Here is a 21,779-nt window from a genome sequence, read left to right on the forward strand (position 1 = left end):
TCTATTTTAATTCTATTATTTTTGTAAATATTTCTTTATTAGCTTCTATTTTTGCTTTAGAACCCATTATACATTTGTAACTGCGTTCTTTCATGTTTCTAAATTCTAAGGCTAATTTTGTAATATTTTCTATTTTTGTATTTTTAATTTCTGTTATTATTTCATCATATCTAGTTGTAGGATTTTTTGTAATATATTGTGTAAGAGAATAAAAAGCACGAGAATTTGGTGACATCAGAACATCTAGTGTATTTAATGTACCAATAATGTATTTATTTAATTCTCTTTTATCTACTGAAAAATCCTTAATATAATTATCAATATCATAATAAATATCTAATGTTTCACTTAAATTTGGATCACGATATGACCAAAGGTTAAAATCACCGAAAGAGTTAAATATAGCTCCAGAGCCATAAGCTCCATTTTTCACACGAACATTATTCCATAAATAGTCAAGACTAAGTATGTGACGAAGCACTAGATGAGATCCTGTATAATTTTTTATATTATAACCAACTCCAACATATTGTACTAAAGAATCGAAATAAAACCCTTCTGAATAACCAATTTCTTTGAGTTCAATGCTATAACCATTTTGTTTTTCAAACTCTTTAGGAAACTTTCCAATATAACTTTTTAGATCTTTCTTATAGTTACTGTATTCTAATTTGTTTCCTACAAAATTAATAAGTAGTCTTGAGCTATTAAAAATAATTTTAGAAACATTGTATAAATTTTCTTTTATAATTTCATAATTTTTATCATCAAAATCAGTTAACAAATTTTCTATAAAAATATAGAAATCGTATTCACTGTGATAACTTGATAATTTACCTTGAATATTATAATAACTTGAAAGCCTACGTGCAACAAAGGCATGTCCAGAATTTTTAAATTTATTTTCAAGCATTAATTTCAACTCTAATATCACATTGTAGATTGACTCTTTATTTTCAAAATCAACATTAAGTGTAGTTTCCTCTAATATAGAAGCTAACTCTTTTGATTTTTCTACTAAATTTTTCGCTGTAACAATAAATTTAATTTCACATTCTTCACTATTATATTTTCTAAATACATCTATATATGAATTTAAACCACCTAGATTAAATCCAATTTCTTTAACTACTTCAGCTTCAGTTTTATTTTTAGTGTTGAGATTGAATAAAAGATATGTTAGCAGTGATGAATATTGAAGTTGCTTAATATTAAAATCTGTAATGTCAAATAATAGTTTCGAATAAGAAATTCCGTTTGTTGTTGCGTTAAAATGCGAATAAGTGATCCCATTTTCAATCTCAAATTCAGTTTTACTAAATGGATTTTTTAATTCTACTTCATCTGCACTAACACTTTTAATTTTTTCTAAATCTTCTTTTTTATCAACACTACTCTGCCATGCTCGAAGTTTTTTTGTTTCTTCAACAATTTTATCTAATTCTTTATCAGATAAAACTTCTTTATAACTTTCTAAATCTTTTTCTTTATTTTCTTTCTTTAAAGTAGGAAGAAGATGTAAAGTAAGTTGTTTAGTATTTTCTAATAAAAATTCTTTTGCTAATTTTTCATAGTTTTTACTATCACAATTTTTCTGTAAATCAGCAATAATTGTATCAAAATCAAAACCATCAAGAAGATTTTCATTGTTATATAACCAACTACGTAATAATCTTATTGCATAAGATACACCTTTAGGTGCTGATGTTTTATTGACTTCTTCTTTTATTGAAAAATTCTTTTTATTAATAGAAGCCTGAACTTGTTCATAATCAAAATTATCTTCTATAATTTCTTGCAATAAATTTTTATACAAACTATCCAATTCATCAATTTTATCATCATTTACATATTTAAAAATCAAAGTATATATTGCTTCTTTTCTATCCTTTTGGACAAAACTGTAAACATCCTCGCAAATATTATTATCAATAAAAAATTTTCTAAATCTAGTATTGCTACTACCTAAAAGTATATCGTCAATAATATCTATATTTTCTAGTTTGCTAAATTCATTACTGTTCCCTAAAATGTAATTATAGGATACATATGCTTTATTAATAGTATTTTCATTAAAGTAAGTACATTTTTTTATGTCTTTTGTAAAAGTTTTTTGTGTGGTTAGTTTGTAATTACTGTAATCTTTAAACTGATACTTATTTAAATATGAATCAATATGATTTAAATATCTATCTATTTCTAAATTCCCATAAAGGAAAATATAACTATTACTTGGGTGATAATTATACTCATAAGTATTAATAAATTCTTCATGAGTAATGGTAGGGATTGCCTCTGGTTTTCCACCTGAAGAATATTTATATGATGTATCGCTAAACAAGTATTCTGTTGCATATTGATCTAAAATTTCATCTACAGAAGAATAGACTCCCTTCATTTCATTGTAAACTACACCTTTATAAATCAAATTATCATTTTTATTCTCTAAATGATAATGCCATCCTTCTTGACGTAAAATATTAGAATTTGTTTTTAACTTTGGATTAAAAACAGCATCTAAGTAAATATCCATAAGAATTTCTAAATCTTTTTCATTTTTAGATGATACTGGATACATGGTTTTATCAGGAAATGTCATTGCATTCAAAAATGTATTAAAAGAACCTTTAAGTAATTCTACAAAAGGTTCTTTTAAAGGATATTTCTCTGAACCACATAAAACAGAATGTTCTAAAATATGAAAAATACCATTATCATTGTAAGGAATAGTTTTAAAACTAATACTGAAACTTTTGTTTATGTCGTCATTTTTAAAAAAAATAAGTTGTGCTTTAGTTTTACTATGTTTGTATAAATAAGCATTGGTATTTATATTTTTTAGATATTTCTTTTCTATTAGTTCAAATGTCATATTAATATTTTAGTAGCGAGTTACATTTTAAGTAATGTAAGAACATCATAATCTTTTAGTTTATCCATACCGTTAAGTCCATCTAATTCGATTAAGAATGCTATACCCACTACAACTCCTCCTAATTGTTCTACTAGTTTGATTGTTGCTTCAATAGTTCCGCCAGTTGCTAATAAGTCATCCGTAATTAAAACTCTTTGACCTGGCTTTATTGCATCTTTATGCATTGTAAGAGTATTGCTACCATATTCTAAATCATATTCATAACTGATAACTTCACGAGGTAATTTATTTGGCTTTCTCACAGGAACAAAACCTATTCCTAACGAATATGAAACTGGGCAACCAATAATAAATCCACGTGCCTCTGGACCAACAACAACGTCTACTTTTTTTTCTTTGGCGTAGTTAACGATTTGATCGGTTGCATACTTATATGCTTCTCCATCAGCCATTAATGTTGTAATATCCTTAAAGCTAATTCCTTCTTTTGGCCAATCTGGTACGATTGAAATGTATTTTTCTAAATTCATCTATTTCTGTATTCTCCTAAATGTTTTATTAACCTAGTTATTATACTATATTTTAGTTAAATAAGCAATTTTTTCTAATGCTAGATAAACTATTTTTTCAATACTTTTTAACTTTATTTAGATTATCATATTTTATGGAATAAAATATAGTTTTTAAATAATAAACAATAAAAAATAAAAAGTTTAAATTTTAATTTTTTTATTATTTAAACTTTTTATTCCTTAAAAATTTATTTATTGTAATATATATTTATAATTTACTATATTCAACATCTTCGACTTTCTCAAACCATTCAGCATTTCCTGTTGTGATAGCAATATGACTAAACCAAGAATCTTTAGTTGCACCATGCCAATGCTTTATACCATCTTTTATAAAAACAGTATCCCCTTTAATTAATTTTTTTGCAATAGCTCCTTCTTCTTGATACCATCCTTCTCCATCAGTTACCAGAAGGATTTGATAGCCATTTTTGTGAATATGCCAATCATTTCTACAACCAGGCTCAAATGTTACGTTTGCAACACTAATATCCAAATCATTATTAGCAATCAACATATTTAAATAACTATCTCCGATGAAAAATTGTTTATAATCTTCATTTTTATTTCCTATTCCGAATAATGGTTTAAAATTTTTCATAATACATTTACCTCTATTCACTAAATTTTTTTAGTGTTTTCTCTATTGGGACTACTATATTTTTATAGTTTTCGATTTTGTAATCTAGTTTATCAAGGTTAGCTTGTATTTCATCTCTTTTTTCTAGTAATCTTTCTTTTTCTTCTTCTAAAAGTTCAATTCGTGCTAGAATTGTGCTATCACCTTGATCGAATAATTTTATGTATTCAGCAAGTTTTTCTATAGACATTCCTGCATTTCTAAAATGTTTTGTAAATTCTATCCATCGAACTTCTTCATCTGTAAATTCTCTTATTCCATTATCATTTCTTGGAATAGGTGGTAAAATTCCTATTCTTTCATAATATCTTATTGTATCTGAACTAACACCAGTTAGTTCGCTAGCTTTTTTTATATTCATATTTTAATCCTCCTTAATAGGTTGTAATGGCCCATAGAAATAAGAAGCGGTCGCCCCACCATCTATAAGAAAATCACTACCTGTAATAAAACTACCTTTACTAGTAAGAAGTAATTCTGCAAGTTCTGCCACCTCATCAGCTATACCAACACGGCCAGCGGGAATATTTTCCAACATATTTCTGTAAAATTCCTTGCGTTCTCCATTCAATTCATCTTTAGCGAGTGGTGTCATAATAATGCCTGGACTAATAGTGTTGAGTCTTGCACCTTGTTTTGCCCATTCTATCGCTTGTGCTTTTACTCTTAAACTATTGCCACGTTTTGAAAATTGATATGCTTTCAATGTATCATCTATTTGTGAAATAAAATCTAAATTCAATAATTTTTCTACATCAGTCATTGCTAACAAACGATCTTGTTCTTTTTTAGTTAGTGCTTCTAAACGATGACCAGATTGTGAAGAAATAACTACTCCACTTCCATTTTTGGCAATATTCTTACCAAACTCTTCTAATATTACAGCAGTTCCATATAAATCAACTTTCAAAATATCTTCAATACTTGCTTGTGATGGTGAAACACCTGCCGCATGAATTACGTGTTTTATATTTCCCTTTAATAATGAAAAATTTATCAATGCTTGAATTTTTTCTTTAGAACTAATATCTACCACAAAACCACTAACCTCAAATCCAGAATTTTCTAAAATTTCTTCAGCTACTCTAATATTATGTTTCTTAAAATCAGCTACAACGATATGTTTTCCTACTCCTATTCTTCTTGCAATAGCCATACCAATTGCTCCAGCACCTATCAAAACCACCACATCTTTTTTATTTTCCATTTTTATATACCTTTCTTTTGTTTATAATTTTACTATACACCTCAATACCTCAGAATAAATTTCAAGTCAAATTTTAGACAAATTTATTTTATGGTTCAGTGATGATTGACTAATAAGTAGTCACAAATGAAGAAATAGCGACCCATCGCTCGTCAAGTTTTTCAAAATTAATTGTTAATTGCAATGGCCATATGTGACGACTTCCATAAATTCTTGCATCAACTCTATTTTGCCCAACAAGTCTAGCATAACCATCGTCTATTACATAAGAAATATTTTCTTCTTTTGTAGAAAAATATCTCATTTTTTCATTATTAATTTGCTCAAGCCATTCTTTCTTATTCTGTTTATAACCTGTCATATGAATTAAATAAAAATCATCACTAAGAATTTTATTTAGTTCTATAGTATTTTTTTCTACCATAAATTTTTGCATGTTTCTGTATAGTTCTACAATTTGTTTTTCATCTTTCGTCATATTATTCTCCTTTTGATTATTTGTATAATATATAACTAATGTTAAAATAGCTATAAAATATATTTTATAAATATTTTCTTCATATTTCTATTCCGGTCTATTTATTCCAATACTTTCATTTTTATACAATTCATAATTTTTGATAAGATGCAGCACTAAATCAGCAATACTTTTTCTTGAAACGTTATGTCCACCAAATTCTTGCCCTTTATGAGTAATTTCATAATTAGTATCATTATTATCAAACCAACCTGGTCGAATTATGGTATAATTTGTTTTAGAATTTTCAATTATATCCGCTGCATCTCGATATGTTTGTAGCATTGGATTGTATTTTAAATTACCTCTTTCGCCTACATGTGCTGGAATTTCGTTATAAATTCCCATAGAAGAAATAAAGATAAGTTTTTTTACATTACTTCGTTCAACGGAGTGTACTAATTTTTCCGCCATAAGACCTAAATTACCTGAAAGTGCAGCAAAAACTACATCTACATCTTTTAGTGCATCATCAAGAGTAACATTATTATATACATCACCTATCTTAATAATTTCTCTTTTGGGGTCTTTTATATCTATTGTATTTGCTGTACGAGAGAATAATATTAAATGACAATCTGTTTTATTTAATATATCTTCTCGTACTACCCTTCCTAATGAGCCAGTCGCTCCAATAATTATTACTTTTTTCACCATAATATACCTCTTTATTTATTTCTTATCTTAAGTATAAACCTTGAAGTACACTCTAAGTCAAGAAAAAAATATATATTTTTATTAGTTTTTTTTAATATTAAAAAATACGAAGTGTTTTTAGAAACACTTCGTATTTACTATAATACTTTTCAAAACTTAAGTGATAGAAAAATAATTATTTTGTTTTTCTATAAGCTAATCCAATAAGGATAACTCCAAAAACAAAATATAATCCTAGTGGTAAACTATATCCTGCTATTCCTGTTTTAGCTAACATAGCATTGTTTTTACTTGTAGGTTCATCATTAGAACTTGGATGATGTATATCATTATTTGATGGAGTTCTTTTCGCATGTGTATGCGTCATGCTATCAGTGAAATCATCTTTTATATGAGCAGAACCACGCCCATTATTTGACGATTTTTGTTGTCCTTTTTGAGTTTGAGATTTTTCATTTGATGATTTTGAATCAGAAGATTGCTGTCCTTCCTTCTTCTGAGGAGGTACTACTTCTTTTTTTGCTGACCAATCAAACTGCAAAATAGTGTTTTGAGCACCATCTTCTTGACCTGCAGCATGAGCAATATCATCCATCGCATCTACCCATACTCTTGCACCAACTTGTTTTTCCATACTATTCAGTGTAAAGGTTACTTGTTTAGCGAATTCTTTCTGCTGATCCACATATGTACTAACAACTTTTGCTATAGACAAATTTTGATTTTTTTGTAAATCTGCTAAAGATGGATAAATTCCTAATTTTGTTAAATGACCTGTTAAATTATATTGGTTTAAATGTAATGGTTTAAATGTTAAGGTAACATGTAATCCATTTTCATCTTCTACTACCTCTGCAATTTTCTCTAGTGCACCATTTCCCATGGATTCTTTTCCATCTGATACTCTTAACATTGTAACTGGTACTGTATAACGACGGCTATTTTTCTCTTGAGAATAATCCATGCTTGCTTGTGCCATTCCTTGTATATCAATTATTTTTGCATTTTCTTTTGTTGAACTATTTTCATAAAGTGTTTTAGTTACACGATATTGATCACCATTTTTCATATCTGGATCCACAATTTCCATTTTGTGATCATTCTTGTTACTAACTCTTGTATTACTAATTTCTACTACCTCGTCCCCTCGAATACGTTCAACCTTTGTAACGATATCCCAGTTTCGAGCATAATTTTCTCCTTTCAACATTTCATCTATCGGCTGAGTTAATTTATTTAGAAATTCTTGATAGTTTTTCATTCCTTGAATGATGCCCTCTCCACCAAAGAAAGTAGAACGACCGTGGAACCAATGGAATAGATTTAAAATTGTCATTTTCTCATTTTTTGGAGAGATTGTGATTTTTTTATTTTTAGCTTCTACAGTAAGTTCTGCCGCTTGACGTTGTGGATAGTAACTCTGAGGAGTTGTTGGACGTATTCCTAGTTGTTTTGTTTCTGATTCGTTATACGGAATACTAGCTGGTAAATTGTTATTAGCAATATCCAACAGGGATAATTTTCCATTTTCTTTAATTATATCCAATGGTATTGTTGATAATTGATTACCCACCAAGTATACATACGCATTGTTTTTTGCTAAATTTTTCCACACACCATCTTCTAGTGTAGTTAGTTGATTATAATTTAAATTCAATTTATTCAATTTTTCTAATTTTTCAAATCCTTGAGGCATGGTAGTTAGTTGGTTATTTTGTGCATACAAATCTTTTAATTCTGTTAATTGACTAACACTTGCTGGTAATTTTGCAAGTTCATTATTTTGCAATCCTAAGAATGAAAGTGCTGGATTATTTGAAAAAATATTATCATCTAATTGTTTTAATTTATTCTCCATTAATCCTAATGATTTTAATTTAGGATTTTTCTTGAAAATATTACTTGGTAAAGATGATAACCATGCTTGATCTAATTGTATTTCTTCTAATACTGGATTATTAGAAAAAAGATTTTCAGGTACAGTTCCCAATTGATTTGCTGATAAATTTACAGATTTTAATTTTCTATTATTTGCGAATAATTCTTCTGATACTTTTGTAACTTTATTTCCGCCCAAATTGATACGTTCAATGTTAGTTGCATTTTTAAACAAATCCTTTGGTAATTCTCCAAAAGAATTACTATCTGAAGAGAATGATGTTACGCCTGGTCCCATATTTTTTAGGAAATCAATATTGTAAATTTCACCTTTATCAACAGCACCATCGATTTCAATTGCACCAATATTAATAGCGCCTTTGAAGTTTTTCAATTCTTCTGCAGTGACAACACCATCGCTATTACTGTCCACTCCATTGGCAATCAGTTTTTTCTGCAACAAAGCATCGCCTTTTTTCTTAGCTTCTTTTTCTTTTTCTACTATATCAAAACCAGCCCAACCTTTTTTTACCTCTGGTTTAAATTTTAACCTTACTTTTGTATATTTGTCGAAGTCACCAATTTGGCTTTGTAGTCCTCCCATATGCCCAACAATAACTCCGGCTAGATGAGTTTGATCTAAATTCTGGATTGGTAGTGTAAATAATGCCTTATCATATTGACCAGCACTATTTTTTTCTCCATAGAATTCTTTTTGAGAAGAAGACCATTGACCATTATTCTCAACGGCAAGATCATATAAACTATAGGCAAATAAAGTATTTAACATTGTAATACTCATTTTTCCATCTTTAACTGTCAATTTGACATTTTTATCGAAAAATCCTTCTAACATTGAACTTCCTTCTCGACCATCCGCATACAGTGCATTAAAACCTAATGTATACTCGCCATCTGCTAGTTTGTCAGTTAAAGATAATTTTTTATCTTCAGGTTTGTTTTGTTCACCTTGATCTTCTCCAACTGTAAAAGTTTTACTTTGAGTTTGATCAGTAAAACGAAAAACAACTGTATTTTTTCCTTTTTCTTTCCACGCCTTAAATGCGGCTAAACCATCACCAGATCCTATACTATTTATTTTTCCACTCCAATGTACTTTGAAATTTTTAACATCAAATTCCTGCCCATTAATAACAATCGATTTTGTACGACTTAATACATCTTTCGCATCATAACCGTTCACTAGAGTAAATAACAATTCATCTCCATAAGGATTTTTTTCAACAGAATTTAATATATCCTTATTATTATATGAAATTTCTGGTTCTGTTTTTTCCTTATCTCCATTTGATTGTGATTCATTTGGTAGATTTTTTTCATCATTTTGCTTAGAATCATTAGATTGTGTTTTGGGATAATAAACTTTTGTTCCATCTTTTAATGTGAAAATCACATTATTATCTTTATCTTTAAATAATTTAACAACATTCTCATCAAAGAATCTAATACCAAACCATTTTGATACTTCTGCTTTTTCTAGTTGTTCTTGAGTTATCTCTGTGCCGTTAATTGTCATTTTAGCAATGTTTGACTTGAACTCTTCGTGCTGATTTGTATCAACCAGTTCAATTGACAGCTGGGATTCCCCTTTCCAATTAGTGCCTTTTTCTATTTTAGCAACTTCATACTTATTTTCTTTATGTGATTCGTTAGATGAATCAGATGAATTCGAAGAATTATCATATCCTTCATCTTCATAGATCGCTTTTGAACCATCTGTAAAAATAAATTCTATTTTATGTTTTGAGTGTTTTTGATAATGTTCCGTAACTCCTGTTGCATTTGCTGTAACAACACCATCATAAAAATGGTAATAATCTTTACTAGATGTACCTTTATTATTGAATCCAAAGTCTTTTCCATCAATTAATACTTTTTCTACATTTGACCAGTAGCGATCAAAAAAAGACTTACTTGTGTCGTTTCCTGAAATTTTGAATTTGACACTACTCTCTTCAACATAGGGTTTAAAAATATTAAATCCATCGCTTAATTTTTGTTCTTGAGCATGTATAACGTTCGAATGAAGCAGTATACTACTATTTTGGCTTACTACTAAACTAGTAGATAAGCAAAGAGGAATAGCTATCCCCTTAAAAACTTTTAATGTTAAATTCTTTTTCATATATGTCCTCCTAAACTTAACTGATAATGATTATCGCTTATTACATTATACTATAGCATGTAAAAATAAACAAGTATCTTTTTTAAAATTCTATAAAATACTAATGAAAGAATAATTTTTATTTTTACACCAACTTATTAAATATTTGACTTCGTAAGTAGATTAAAGGAATGGAATTTTAAATAAAATTATTCTCACTCGTATTTTTAATTTACTTAATCAAATTTTATAATTTATTCAAAATCTAACTAGTTTACTTAAAAAATAAAAAAAAACAATTAACATGTGATTTATTTGATCCATGTTAATTGTTTTGTATCCAGTTTAGTGATATATTATTAAACTATAATACTACTTCTGTATTTTCTTTCGTTAACTTAAATATTTTACCTTCTACTTTAAAATAATCTTCACTTAATTTTGATAATTTTGAAATTGCATATTCAGCTCTTTCTTGTTGTTCTTCATTTATAGTTTCAATAACTATAATAGCATTCTTTGTTTCAGGTGTTAACATTGTTCTTTGTGCTTCACGCCAATTTAAAGAACGACAAATAGCACCGCTATTATCATAATAAATTATTTCTTCTGGTAACGCTGGTGAATCTTTAGTTTCTCCTAGAGGTAGGAAACTTTCTCCTCCTTTTGCTTTTCCTAAATGCATATTTCCATCAATGTTATCTATATCTTCTCCTCCACAAGGTAATGCAAATTCTAAAGATATACTATTATAAATATCTACTAATGGATTAATAGAATTAAATACTCTCCCTTGATTTGTACGTTTTAATAATGCTTCGATAGAAGATCTAGCACCTTTTTTAGTTTTAAATTTTGAAAATGCTTCACGCCAAATTTTTATTACCTCATTATCGCTAAAAATTTCTTCTGTAAAATATTTTTTAGAAAGACTTGCAGAATTATTTATTAACGTATTGAAATATTTTATATTTTCTTCCTTAATTCTATTATCAATATTATTTAATTCTAACAGATAAATTGCACCATTAGGAAATAGTTCTAAAAATTCTTTATCGATTATTATTTTTTTTGTCATACTAATTTTCTCCTTTAATTTATATATTCCATTCATAATTTAACCAAATTTTATTTTCTTTAGCACCTAGTTTTTCATAAAAATTTTTTCCTTTTTCATTCCATAATGCTACATTCCATTTTATTTGAAAACATTTATGTTTTATACCTTCATTTTTTAGAGAATTCATTAGTTGTTCCCCTAAATTTTCACCTCTATATTCTGATTTTATATAAAGTTCTTTCAAATAAATAGCAGGTCTATTTTGTGAAGTAAAAGGTAAAAAATAATATACTGCCAAACCTACAAGTTTATTATCTAATTCCGCTACTAAACAGTAAAAATCTGCAGGATTTTTATTAAATCCACATTCTTCTACTATTTTAGGCGTTATTTTGAATTCTTCGATATAATTTTCAAAAATCGCAAGTTCTTTCATAAGTTCCCATATTTGGAAACTATCTTCTTTTTTAGCTTTTCTAATTTTAAACATAAATCCTCACCTCTTTTTATAAAATTAATTATTCATAAATTAATGTCCACTTGTAATTTTAATACCAATAATTCCGACTACAAGTAATATTACAAAAAACCAAGTTGCTAATGATAACTGATCTTTTAAGAAAACAACACCCACTATTACTGTCCCTACAGCACCAATACCAGTCCATATTGGATATGCTAAAGACATAGGTAAATCTTTAAGTGCCTTAGATAAAAAATAAAAGCTAGCTATCATAGTTACTAAGGTAATAATAGTGTAATTTAATTGAGTAAAACCTTTGCTAAGCTTCATTGTACTCGCCCAAACTACTTCTAATATTCCCGCTAAAACTAAGTAAAACCACATCATTGTTAAAAGCTCCTTTGAAAAATTATTAATTAACTTTTAGTTTAAAAAATAAAAAGCAACACTTATTATTTCTTTTCTTTCATAAGAAAGCCCCTACTGAAATAATAAATACTGCTTTTCTCCTAATCCCGGGGGATTAGGAAGCCTAATATTTTATTGAATGTATATAGTCTATCATAAAAATTAATATAATTCAATTATTTTTAGTTATTTTTTAATTTCTTATTTATATTTATTATATTTTCTTTTAAAAATAACTGCTCCATTTCGAAAATATTTTCCATAGAAACAAAACTTGGAGATTTTTTTAAATCTACAGTATTATAATCTTCATTAAGAATAATTGTATTATTTTCAAAAGTAATAAGTTCTAATTCTCTAAATATTTGAATCATAATCTTTATACTTTCTATATTAGTAGCAAGTGAATTGACAAGATTTTGAAGATTAGAATTGATGTTTATTTTTTTATCTTTACTGTTTATAATTATATTAAATAACTTTATTAACCTATTTTTATCGATTTTATAAATTTCTGACATAATTTTATGTTCGTTGCAGATTAAATATATTTTCTTAGGTTTTAGTCTCAATACTTCTTCTAACTGAATTTTAGAATTCGGTATATCTAATAGATAAATGTTTTCAAAAGATTTATCTATTTTAGTAATATCTTTATATCTATAAAAATTATTTTCTTTATCAAATAACTTTTTCGAAAGTTTTAAACACTCAGAAGAAATTTTATCGATATTAAAATTTGTATTTCTTAAGTCTTCAAATAAAAATTCTTTTATTTGCATATCAATTATATGAGCTTGAAGTTTTGTTCTTCCATTAAAGTTGTTTTTATCAAGTGTGCAAAGTAAATCTATTACATCGTTTTCCTCAACATCATTAAATGATGAATTATCTTTAAAGCTGATACACTCAAGACTACCAACATCATCTGCAATAGTAAGCCTTAAATATTGTTTATCACTTCCAAAATAAACTTTACTTAAAACTTTTGAATTTTCTAATAATATTGTTGGTTTTTCAAAGTCCATACCATATGGTTTTAATGTTTCTAATGTACTTAAAAATTGATAACTCATTTCTTCTAACGTGCTAACTATATCAATATTTTTAGAAGATTTTAATTCATGAGTATTTTTATATGCTTCAAATTCTTTATCTAGAAAATCCTCAATTTTTATAAAATTTTCTTCCTCAAAAGAAAATCCTGCTGCCAAAGTATGGCCTCCATAAGCTGAAAATAAATCGCCTATTTTATTTATAGCTTCATAAATATTAAAATCGTAGACACTTCGTGCAGAACCTTTTAATATTCCATCTTTTTTTTTCATAATAAAGGTTGGCTTATTATATTTTTCTATTATATTTGAGGCTACTATTCCAAGCACTCCTTCATGATAATCGTCACCAGCAATCATAATAACATTTTTTTCTTTTTTATTACTACTTTCGATTTTTTTTATAACATCTTTTATAATACTCTCGGTAACTTTTTTTCTTTCGATATTATGTTCTTCAATTTTTTCTGCAAAATTTTTAGCATTGTGTGCATCTTCAGCCATTAAAAATGATAAACCTAATTTTGCACTATCCATTCGGCCAATAGAATTTAATTTCGGTGCAATGTAGAAAGCTATTGTTTGTTCATCAATTTTTGTAGTGATACTGGATAATTCAAGTAACATTTTTAAACCTATTCTCGGATCTTCATTTATGAGTTCTAATCCTTGTTTTACAAAAATTCTATTCTCATCAGTTAGAGACACCATATCTGCTATTGTTCCAATGGCAACTAAATCCAATAAAAAATCTGGATAAATTTCTAATAGTGCATGTGCTAACTTGAATGCAACACCCACTCCTGCTAATTTTTTAAATGGATAATTTCCTTTAGGATGTTCGGGATGAATAATTGCATAAGCATTAGGAATAATATCTTGCACTTTATGGTGATCGGTGATAATAACATCACATCCTAGTGAATTAGCGAAATCAACTTCCTCTATACCTGCAATTCCATTATCAACTGTAATTATAAGCGATATGCCCGAATCAATAATTTTTTTGAAAGCTATTTTATTCGGGCCATACCCCTCATCAAAACGATTCGGTATATATGAAGAAACATTCGCTCCTAATGAAATTAAAGTTTCTACTAAAAGAACTGTTGATGTAATTCCATCAGCATCATAATCCCCATAAATTAAAATTTTTTCTTCGTTTTCAATAGCCGCGTTAATTCTATCAACAGCACGCCTCATATCGTACATTAAAAAAGGATCATATCCTTCCTCATAATCATCAGAAAAATATTTCTTCATTTCGTCTATTTCATTAATACCTCTAGAATTTAATATTTTTCCAATATTTTTCGAAATATTATAGGACTCAACTTCCTTAATAAAATTATCGTTATATTTAGGGTACACCCAATTATATTTTAGCCCCATTTTCTACCTCTTCCTAGTTACTATTTTTAGAATCATCTTCTAATTTTTCTTTTGTAAATAATAATTTTTCTGTTCTTTCCCATTTTTTTTCTAACGATTTATATTTTTGATACCAATAAAAACTAGCTACACCTATTCCAATAAAAAAACATATAAAAAATAGTAATGTTAAAGGTAGCTTCACTGTAAAAAATATAAATGAAACAGGTACTGAATTATAATTCATTATAAAAAATGTTATTATAGATACAAAAATTATTACCAAACTAAAAACTTTATATGGTAGTTTATTATCCATTTTTACACCTCATTAACTAATTTTATAAATTCTTCTTCGGTAATTACCTTTATATTCAACTCTTCTGCTTTTTTCAGTTTCGAACCAGCCTTTTCTCCAGCTACTATAAAGTCTGTTTTTGCTGAGACGCTGCTTGTAACTTTAGCACCTAGTTTTTCCAAATAATTTTTTGCTTCATTTCTAGTAAGTTCTATTAATTTTCCTGTTAAGACAACCGTTTTGCCAAAAAATTTACTTTTACTAACAATTTCATTACTTTTGTATTCAGGATTTATACCCATACTAATAAGTTCATCAATAAATTTAATATTATTATCATTTGATAAATAATCAATTATTGAATCTGCTGTAATTTGTCCAATATCAGAAAGTTCCACTAATTCTTCCATAGTTGCTTTGGAAAAGTTAGTAAGATTTTGATACTTTTCCGCTAAGATTTTTCCAGCTTTTTTTCCTACATTTAAAATTCCTAGTGCGTAAATAATTTTATCTAATGTACTTTGTTTTGAATTTTCAATTGCAGTAAGTAAATTATCCACTGATTTATCACCCATTCTTTCAAGTTGAACAAGTTCTTCTCTATTCAGTGAATATAAATCAATAGTATGTTTTATTATATCTTTTTCATACAAAGATTTTACAACTTTTTCTCCCATTCCGTCTATATTCAAAGCATCCCTACTAGCAAAATGAATTATTTTTCTAATATTTTGTTCAGGACAATCAGGATTTAAACATCTTATGAAAGGATTATCTTCTTTAGAAAATGTTTTTTCACTACATGAAGGGCATAAAACTGGCATGAAATATTTTACAGAATTAATAGGTCGTAATTCTTCTATCACTCTTACCACTTTAGGTATTATTTCGCCAGCTTTTTTTACAATAACTGTATCTCCAATACGAACATCAAGCTCGTTAATGATATCTTTGTTATGTAAAGATGCTTTAGAAACTGTAGAACCAGAAATATTAATTGGTTCCAAAATTGCAACTGGAGTAATTATTCCTGTTCTACCAACACTAAGTTCAATATCTAGTAGTTTGGTAGCAAGTTCTTCTTCTGGAAATTTATAGGCAGTAGCCCATCGTGGACTTTTTTGTGTATACCCTACTTCCTCTTGCGTTGTATAAGAATTTACTTTTATTACGATTCCGTCGATGTCATATGGTAAAGTGCTTTTATTTACATCCCAATACTTTATAAAATTAAAGACTTCATCAATATTTTTACAAAGTTTAAAATTATTATTAACCGGCAATCCATAATCTTTTGCTAAATTTAATGCATTATTTTGAGAAGTAATTGTTTCATCACCTACTACTGAATAAATAAATGCAGATAATTTTCTTTTTGATACAATTTTTGAATCTAACTGTCTGATAGAACCTGCTGCTGCATTTCTAGGGTTTGCAAATAGAACCTCATTGTTTTCTTCTCGCTCTTTATTTAATATTTCAAAAGATTTTTTTGGTAAATAGACTTCTCCACGCACTTCAAAAGTTTTATTATCTTTTAAAACTTTCGGAATAGAAAAGATTGTTTTTACGTTCTCAGTAACATCTTCTCCAATGATACCATCTCCACGAGTAGCAGCTTTTATTAATTTTCCGTCTTTATAGTTAATTGAAATAGCAAGACCATCTATTTTTAGTTCACAAATATATTCAATTTTTTTATTAGATACTAACTTTTTTATTCTTGTATCAAAATCTTCTAAATCAGCAAGAGAAAACGTATTTGATAGACTTAACATAGGTACATCATGTGTAACCTTCTCAAATTCATCAAGTACTACATCCCCTACCCTTTGAGTAGGGGAATTATTTAATATGTACTGCGGATATTGTTCTTCTAATTTTTCTAATTGTTTGTATAAAGTGTCATATTGCGTATCACTAACTTGCGGATTATCTTCAACATAATATTGATAAGAATACGTGTTAAGTAAATTTACTAATTTAGTAATTTCATCTCTAATATTTTCTATCATAATTATCCCTTTCTAGTCAAATTAGCATACTCAATAAGAAGAATTTTAACTCCGACTTCATCAAATTCTACTTTTACACTATCGCTAGTGATACTAAGTACTTTCCCATCTCCAAATTTTTTATGATTAACTATATCACCACTGTCATAATTTTTTGAACTATTAGTTTTTGGTTTATCTGAGATTTTTATTTTTGGACTAAGCCGACTTATAAATTTATTAACATTATTTGTATCTGTGATGTTTTCGTCAGTATTTGCACCAAATGCAGATTCAAAATGCATAAGTTTATTAGGTACTTCGTCCAAGAATCTTGAACGTTTATTCATTTTTATAGAACCAAATTGCATACGTCTATTTGAATATGATAGGAATAATTTTTCTTTAGCACGAGTAATTGCAACATATGCTAATCGTCTTTCTTCTTCCATTTTGTTTTTCTCGTCTTCACTGCTTTCAGCATCTCTTATAGAAGGAAAAATATTTTCTTCTAATCCCATAATAAAAACAACTTTATACTCTAATCCTTTAGAGGCATGAACAGTTGAAAGAATTACTGCATCTTCTTCACTTTCATCATCAGCATCAGATGTCAAGGACATTTCAGAAATAAAATCTATTAAATTATCATTTATATTAGAAAATTGTTTCGCAGAAGAAACTAATTCCGAAATATTCTCTATTCTACTCTCCGCATAAGCATCAGCAGATTCCTTTAACATAGTTTCATAACCTGAATCTTTGTAAATTCCAACAATAAGATCTTCGATAGAGTAATCTTCTGTTGAAGAATATTTTTCAATCAAATTAGTTAATAGTTTGACATTTGTTGTAATTTTTTTTGATACTTTTATATTATCAATATCCTTTAATGCCTCAAATAATGTCAATTCATTCTCATTAGCATAATCTTCTATTTTTTCCATAGAGCTTGCACCTATACCACGTTTTGGAACGTTAATTATGCGTCTTAAGCTGAACTCATCATTTTTATTAACTATAACATTCATATAAGCCAGTAAATCCCTAATCTCTTGACGTTGCAAGAATTTTAAAGAACCTATTAGTTTATATGGAATACCAAAAGATATACAAGAATTTTCTAATGAACGCGATAAGTAGTTGGCTCTATATAATATTGCTACGTCTTTATAATTAATTCCTTGTATTTTAAGTTCCTGAATTTTTTTTGCAATATCATCTGTTTCATCTTTATCATTAGAAGCTGCATAAACAGTTATTTTTCCACCACCTTCATTTTCAGACCATAATGCTTTTTCTTTTCTGTCGGTATTATTTTTAATAACTGCATTTGCTGCTTCTAGTATTGTTGAATTAGAACGATAATTTTGTTCTAAAAATATTAGTTCTACATTATTAAAATCTTTTTCAAAATTAATTATATTATCACTACATGCACCACGCCAACTATAAATACTTTGATCATCGTCACCTACAACACAAATATTTTTATGAATTGCAGCAAGCATTTTTATTAATTTATATTGTATAACATTAGTATCTTGGTATTCATCAACATGAATATACTCGAATTTATTTTGATAAATATTCAATACATCAGGATGTTTTTCAAATAATTCTATTGTTTTCAACATTAAATCATCAAAGTCAAGAACACTATTTTTCTTTAAATATTTTTCATAATAATGGTATACTTCTGCAACGTTTTTCATAAAACCAAATCTTGATTGTTCTTTCATAAGACAGGAATCTATCATGCTATTTTTTGAGTTTGATATAATTTTCAATACATTATTGGCTTGATATGAATCTTCTGATAAATTTAAATCTTTTACTATATTCTTAATAATTGTTTTTTGCTCACTAGTATCAAGAATAGTAAAATTCTTACTATATCCTAATAGTTCTATGTGTTGTCTTAAAATTCTAACACACATAGAGTGAAACGTATTTATCCAAATATATTTTGAAGTTTCTCCTACAAGATTATAAATTCTTTCCTTCATTTCTTTTGCAGCTTTATTAGTGAATGTTATTGCTAATATATTACTTTCAATAACATTTTTCTCTGAAATCAGGTAAGCAATCCTATTTGTTAACACTCTAGTTTTACCACTACCTGCTCCAGCTATTACCATTACTGCACCTTCAGTTTTTACAATAGCTTTTAATTGATCGCTATTCATACTTTGAGCTAAATTCACCATGTTTCTCCTAATTAAAATATATATTTTTATTTTATCATATTTTCAAAATAAAAACTCAGATTAACTCTGAGTCTTTGTCATAATTTTAAATTCAATTTGATTTAATACAATCGTATTGAATTTTCATAAGTTTTCCAAATAAAAGTTATTTTTATAAAAATTATTACTTTGAATTTATTATAAAAATATTGCAATTGCAGAAACTATTCCGCTAGCTAATATCGCAAATATCATTAACCATAATACTATTTTAAAAATTCTCTTATTCATCTGTTGACTCTATTACCTCTTCAATTGCTTCTAACTCATCATTTTCTATAACTTCACTTTTTATAAATTCTTTACTTTTCTCTGAGTTTTTATTAAGCAATTCCTCTCTTACTAATCGATAAATTTCGTTATATAATTCTACATTTTCTTCGAAAACTTTTTTTACATTTTCTCTCCCTTGACCTAAGCGTTCTCCATTATATGAAAACCATGATCCAGATTTATTAATAATATCTAAATCAACAGCAAAATCCAATGTTTCTCCAACCTTAGATATTCCTTCCCCAAACATAATATCAACTTCTGCTATTTTAAATGGAGGAGCTACTTTATTTTTAACAATTTTAATTTTCGTTCTATTTCCTAAAATACCACTATTACTATCTTTAATTGCTTCTCCTTTTCGAACATCAATTCTAACTGTTGAATAAAACTTAAGTGCTCGTCCTCCGGTCGTCACCTCTGGGCTTCCAAACATCACACCTACTTTTTCACGAAGTTGGTTGATAAATAATGCAATAGTATTGGCTTTATTTATTTGTCCTGTAAGTTTGCGTAGTGCTTGTGACATAAGTCTTGCTTGAAGACCTATATGATTTGCCCCCATCACTCCCTCAATTTCAGCTTTTGGAACTAATGCCGCAACCGAGTCGATAACGATAATATCAATCGCACCAGATAAAATTAACTTTTCAGCTATATCAAGAGCCTGTTCACCACTATCTGGTTGTGATAAGAAAAATCTTCCTGGGGTAAAATCTACACCAAGTGCTTTTGCATATTCAATATCTAGTGCATTTTCTGCATCAATGAATGCTGCAATTCCCCCTGTTTTTTGAACTTCAGCAATCGCGTGAAGTGCTATAGTTGTTTTCCCAGAAGATTCTGGTCCATATACTTCTACGATTCTTCCTTTTGGATAACCTCCAATTCCTAGTGCAGAGTCTATTGCTAATGAACCTGAAGAAACAGCTTCTACCTTTATAGGATTTTCTCCAGAGATATCCATTATGGCCCCTTTTCCATATTCTTTTTCAATATCTTTTATAGCCTCTTTTATCGCGTTTTGGCGGGCTTTTAAATCTTCTTTATCAATATGTACAACTTGTTTTTCTTTTGATTTCTTTGCCATAGTTATTCCTTTCTATTACTCACCAATAACTGTAGTTAACGTTCCAATTCCCTCAACAGTTATTTTAATTTCATCGCCTTTTTTCAAGAAAACTGGTGGATTCTGTGCCATTCCAACTCCAGCAGGAGTACCTGTTGCGATAATATCACCAGCTTCCAATGGAACTATTTTGCTGATTTCTGCTAATACATCATCAACTCTAAACAACATTTCAGAAGTCATAGCATTTTGTTTTATTTCTCCATTAACTTTTGTAACAATATTCATTGATTCAGGTGAACTTACTTCATCTTTTGTTACTAAATATGGGCCAACTACGGCTGATTTTTCTAATGATTTTCCTAAGAAAAATTGCCCGTGTTTATATTGAAGATCAGTTGCAGTTATATCATTCATGATTGTATAACCAAAAATATAATCAAGAACTAGTGGACGTAAAATATTTTTTCCTGTCTTTGCGATAACAACAGCAAGTTCTCCTCCAAAATCCAAACTATCTGTGATGTCTTTGTGAGACGGCACTACTTCATTATTACCTGCCAGTGCAGTAGTAGCTTTAGTAAAGATAAGAACATCTTTTGGAGTTTTTGCTAATTCATCACCTAGTTCATTAACATGTGCTTCATAATTATGACCTACGCAAAGAATATTTTTAGGAGTTCTTGTTATTGGAGAACGCCAAATAATTTGATCAAGTGGAACTTTATATTCTTCAATTAAACTACTCTCTTCAACAAGTTTTAAAACTTTTCTAACTTTTTCAATAAAAGAAACACCATAAATTTCAATAGCTTCTCTCAAAGTTTGTGGAATTGTATCCTCGTTATCAAAATCTTCAAGAATTTTAATCAAATTCCATGTACTTTCCTCACGCTTCACCTTTACTCCATACAATTCTTTATCATTATATCTAAAAGATAAAAATTTCATAGTTTGCCTCCTCAACGCAGTAATAATCTTTTAAGCTATTATAACATATTTTTACTAAATATTCTATATTTTATTTCAAAAAAATAAAGTTATCCGTACTTTTTTTCTTTTTAAATT

The 21,779-nt window shown here is 27.9% G+C and carries 18 protein-coding genes; all 18 read right to left on the bottom strand.

All coding sequences use genetic code 11. From position 1 onward, the window contains the following. Window position 1 precedes the first annotated feature (1 nt). Entirely contained in the window at window positions 2–2,872 is a 2,871-nt protein-coding gene (locus H612_RS0105175) for an insulinase family protein (RefSeq protein ID WP_027130472.1), read from the bottom strand. Window positions 2,873–2,892: 20 nt separating this feature from the next. After that, the gene (locus H612_RS0105180; RefSeq protein WP_027130473.1) at window positions 2,893–3,405 is read right to left on the bottom strand and encodes an adenine phosphoribosyltransferase; all 513 of its coding nucleotides are present in this window, start codon (window positions 3,403–3,405) and stop codon (window positions 2,893–2,895) included. 250 nt (window positions 3,406–3,655) lie between these two features. Next, window positions 3,656–4,048: a cupin domain-containing protein gene (locus tag H612_RS0105185; RefSeq protein WP_027130474.1), complete on the bottom strand. Its 393-nt coding sequence runs from the start codon at window positions 4,046–4,048 to the stop codon at window positions 3,656–3,658. 13 nt (window positions 4,049–4,061) lie between these two features. Next, the gene (locus H612_RS0105190; RefSeq protein ID WP_027130475.1) at window positions 4,062–4,448 is read right to left on the bottom strand and encodes a MerR family transcriptional regulator; all 387 of its coding nucleotides are present in this window, start codon (window positions 4,446–4,448) and stop codon (window positions 4,062–4,064) included. A 3-nt stretch (window positions 4,449–4,451) separates the two neighbouring features. After that, window positions 4,452–5,294 carry an SDR family oxidoreductase gene (locus H612_RS0105195; RefSeq protein WP_027130476.1) on the bottom strand — a complete coding sequence of 281 codons (843 nt, stop codon included), beginning with the start codon at window positions 5,292–5,294 and terminating at the stop codon, window positions 4,452–4,454. Window positions 5,295–5,403: 109 nt separating this feature from the next. Continuing rightward, a complete protein-coding gene (locus tag H612_RS0105200) occupies window positions 5,404–5,772 on the bottom strand; it encodes a nuclear transport factor 2 family protein (protein ID WP_027130477.1) in 369 nt (122 codons plus the stop codon). An 87-nt stretch (window positions 5,773–5,859) separates the two neighbouring features. Next, on the bottom strand, window positions 5,860–6,468 hold the full coding sequence (locus tag H612_RS0105205; RefSeq protein WP_211223600.1) for an NAD(P)H-binding protein: 609 nt from the start codon (window positions 6,466–6,468) through the stop codon (window positions 5,860–5,862). A gap of 175 nt (window positions 6,469–6,643) precedes the next feature. Beyond that, on the bottom strand, window positions 6,644–10,492 hold the full coding sequence (locus tag H612_RS09200; RefSeq protein ID WP_051210148.1) for an NEAT domain-containing protein: 3,849 nt from the start codon (window positions 10,490–10,492) through the stop codon (window positions 6,644–6,646). A gap of 343 nt (window positions 10,493–10,835) precedes the next feature. Continuing rightward, a complete protein-coding gene (locus H612_RS0105215) occupies window positions 10,836–11,549 on the bottom strand; it encodes a B3/B4 domain-containing protein (protein ID WP_027130479.1) in 714 nt (237 codons plus the stop codon). Between the two features lie 19 nt (window positions 11,550–11,568). Further along, on the bottom strand, window positions 11,569–12,021 hold the full coding sequence (locus H612_RS0105220) for a GNAT family N-acetyltransferase (protein ID WP_027130480.1): 453 nt from the start codon (window positions 12,019–12,021) through the stop codon (window positions 11,569–11,571). A gap of 39 nt (window positions 12,022–12,060) precedes the next feature. Continuing rightward, complete coding sequence (locus H612_RS0105225; RefSeq protein ID WP_027130481.1) at window positions 12,061–12,381, bottom strand: DMT family transporter; 321 nt, start codon at window positions 12,379–12,381, stop codon at window positions 12,061–12,063. Between the two features lie 203 nt (window positions 12,382–12,584). Beyond that, a complete protein-coding gene (recJ, locus tag H612_RS0105230) occupies window positions 12,585–14,849 on the bottom strand; it encodes a single-stranded-DNA-specific exonuclease RecJ (protein ID WP_027130482.1) in 2,265 nt (754 codons plus the stop codon). A 13-nt stretch (window positions 14,850–14,862) separates the two neighbouring features. Next, the gene (locus H612_RS0105235; RefSeq protein WP_027130483.1) at window positions 14,863–15,147 is read right to left on the bottom strand and encodes a LapA family protein; all 285 of its coding nucleotides are present in this window, start codon (window positions 15,145–15,147) and stop codon (window positions 14,863–14,865) included. 2 nt (window positions 15,148–15,149) lie between these two features. Continuing rightward, entirely contained in the window at window positions 15,150–17,138 is a 1,989-nt protein-coding gene (gene ligA, locus H612_RS0105240) for an NAD-dependent DNA ligase LigA (RefSeq protein WP_027130484.1), read from the bottom strand. 5 nt (window positions 17,139–17,143) lie between these two features. Further along, the gene (locus H612_RS0105245) at window positions 17,144–19,330 is read right to left on the bottom strand and encodes an ATP-dependent helicase (RefSeq protein WP_027130485.1); all 2,187 of its coding nucleotides are present in this window, start codon (window positions 19,328–19,330) and stop codon (window positions 17,144–17,146) included. Between the two features lie 177 nt (window positions 19,331–19,507). Next, entirely contained in the window at window positions 19,508–19,600 is a 93-nt protein-coding gene (locus H612_RS09940; RefSeq protein WP_156882795.1) for a DUF4044 domain-containing protein, read from the bottom strand. Beyond that, a complete protein-coding gene (recA, locus tag H612_RS0105255; protein ID WP_027130486.1) occupies window positions 19,593–20,732 on the bottom strand; it encodes a recombinase RecA in 1,140 nt (379 codons plus the stop codon). Before recA ends, H612_RS09940 begins: the two co-directional genes overlap by 8 nt. Window positions 20,733–20,747: 15 nt before the next feature. Continuing rightward, a complete protein-coding gene (locus tag H612_RS0105260; protein ID WP_027130487.1) occupies window positions 20,748–21,662 on the bottom strand; it encodes a fumarylacetoacetate hydrolase family protein in 915 nt (304 codons plus the stop codon). Between the last annotated feature and the right edge of the window lie 117 nt (window positions 21,663–21,779).

Origin of the sequence: Gemella cuniculi DSM 15828 (assembly GCF_000425665.1) — a bacterium.
Lineage (GTDB): Bacteria > Bacillota > Bacilli > Staphylococcales > Gemellaceae > Gemella > Gemella cuniculi.

What these genes read in the sequence shown, in the direction of transcription:
- H612_RS0105215 (WP_027130479.1), bottom strand. Translation starts at nt 11,549, where the DNA reads ATGACAAAAAAAATAATAATCGATAAAGAATTTTTAGAACTATTTCCT.
- H612_RS0105190 (WP_027130475.1), bottom strand. Translation starts at nt 4,448, where the DNA reads ATGAATATAAAAAAAGCTAGCGAACTAACTGGTGTTAGTTCAGATACA.
- H612_RS0105205 (WP_211223600.1), bottom strand. Translation starts at nt 6,468, where the DNA reads ATGGTGAAAAAAGTAATAATTATTGGAGCGACTGGCTCATTAGGAAGG.
- H612_RS0105245 (WP_027130485.1), bottom strand. Translation starts at nt 19,330, where the DNA reads ATGGTGAATTTAGCTCAAAGTATGAATAGCGATCAATTAAAAGCTATT.
- H612_RS0105195 (WP_027130476.1), bottom strand. Translation starts at nt 5,294, where the DNA reads ATGGAAAATAAAAAAGATGTGGTGGTTTTGATAGGTGCTGGAGCAATT.
- H612_RS0105235 (WP_027130483.1), bottom strand. Translation starts at nt 15,147, where the DNA reads ATGGATAATAAACTACCATATAAAGTTTTTAGTTTGGTAATAATTTTT.
- H612_RS09940 (WP_156882795.1), bottom strand. Translation starts at nt 19,600, where the DNA reads ATGAATAAGAGAATTTTTAAAATAGTATTATGGTTAATGATATTTGCG.
- recJ (WP_027130482.1), bottom strand. Translation starts at nt 14,849, where the DNA reads ATGGGGCTAAAATATAATTGGGTGTACCCTAAATATAACGATAATTTT.
- H612_RS0105185 (WP_027130474.1), bottom strand. Translation starts at nt 4,048, where the DNA reads ATGAAAAATTTTAAACCATTATTCGGAATAGGAAATAAAAATGAAGAT.
- H612_RS0105200 (WP_027130477.1), bottom strand. Translation starts at nt 5,772, where the DNA reads ATGACGAAAGATGAAAAACAAATTGTAGAACTATACAGAAACATGCAA.
- H612_RS0105180 (WP_027130473.1), bottom strand. Translation starts at nt 3,405, where the DNA reads ATGAATTTAGAAAAATACATTTCAATCGTACCAGATTGGCCAAAAGAA.
- H612_RS09200 (WP_051210148.1), bottom strand. Translation starts at nt 10,492, where the DNA reads ATGAAAAAGAATTTAACATTAAAAGTTTTTAAGGGGATAGCTATTCCT.
- recA (WP_027130486.1), bottom strand. Translation starts at nt 20,732, where the DNA reads ATGGCAAAGAAATCAAAAGAAAAACAAGTTGTACATATTGATAAAGAA.
- H612_RS0105260 (WP_027130487.1), bottom strand. Translation starts at nt 21,662, where the DNA reads ATGAAATTTTTATCTTTTAGATATAATGATAAAGAATTGTATGGAGTA.
- H612_RS0105220 (WP_027130480.1), bottom strand. Translation starts at nt 12,021, where the DNA reads ATGTTTAAAATTAGAAAAGCTAAAAAAGAAGATAGTTTCCAAATATGG.
- H612_RS0105225 (WP_027130481.1), bottom strand. Translation starts at nt 12,381, where the DNA reads ATGATGTGGTTTTACTTAGTTTTAGCGGGAATATTAGAAGTAGTTTGG.
- H612_RS0105175 (WP_027130472.1), bottom strand. Translation starts at nt 2,872, where the DNA reads ATGACATTTGAACTAATAGAAAAGAAATATCTAAAAAATATAAATACC.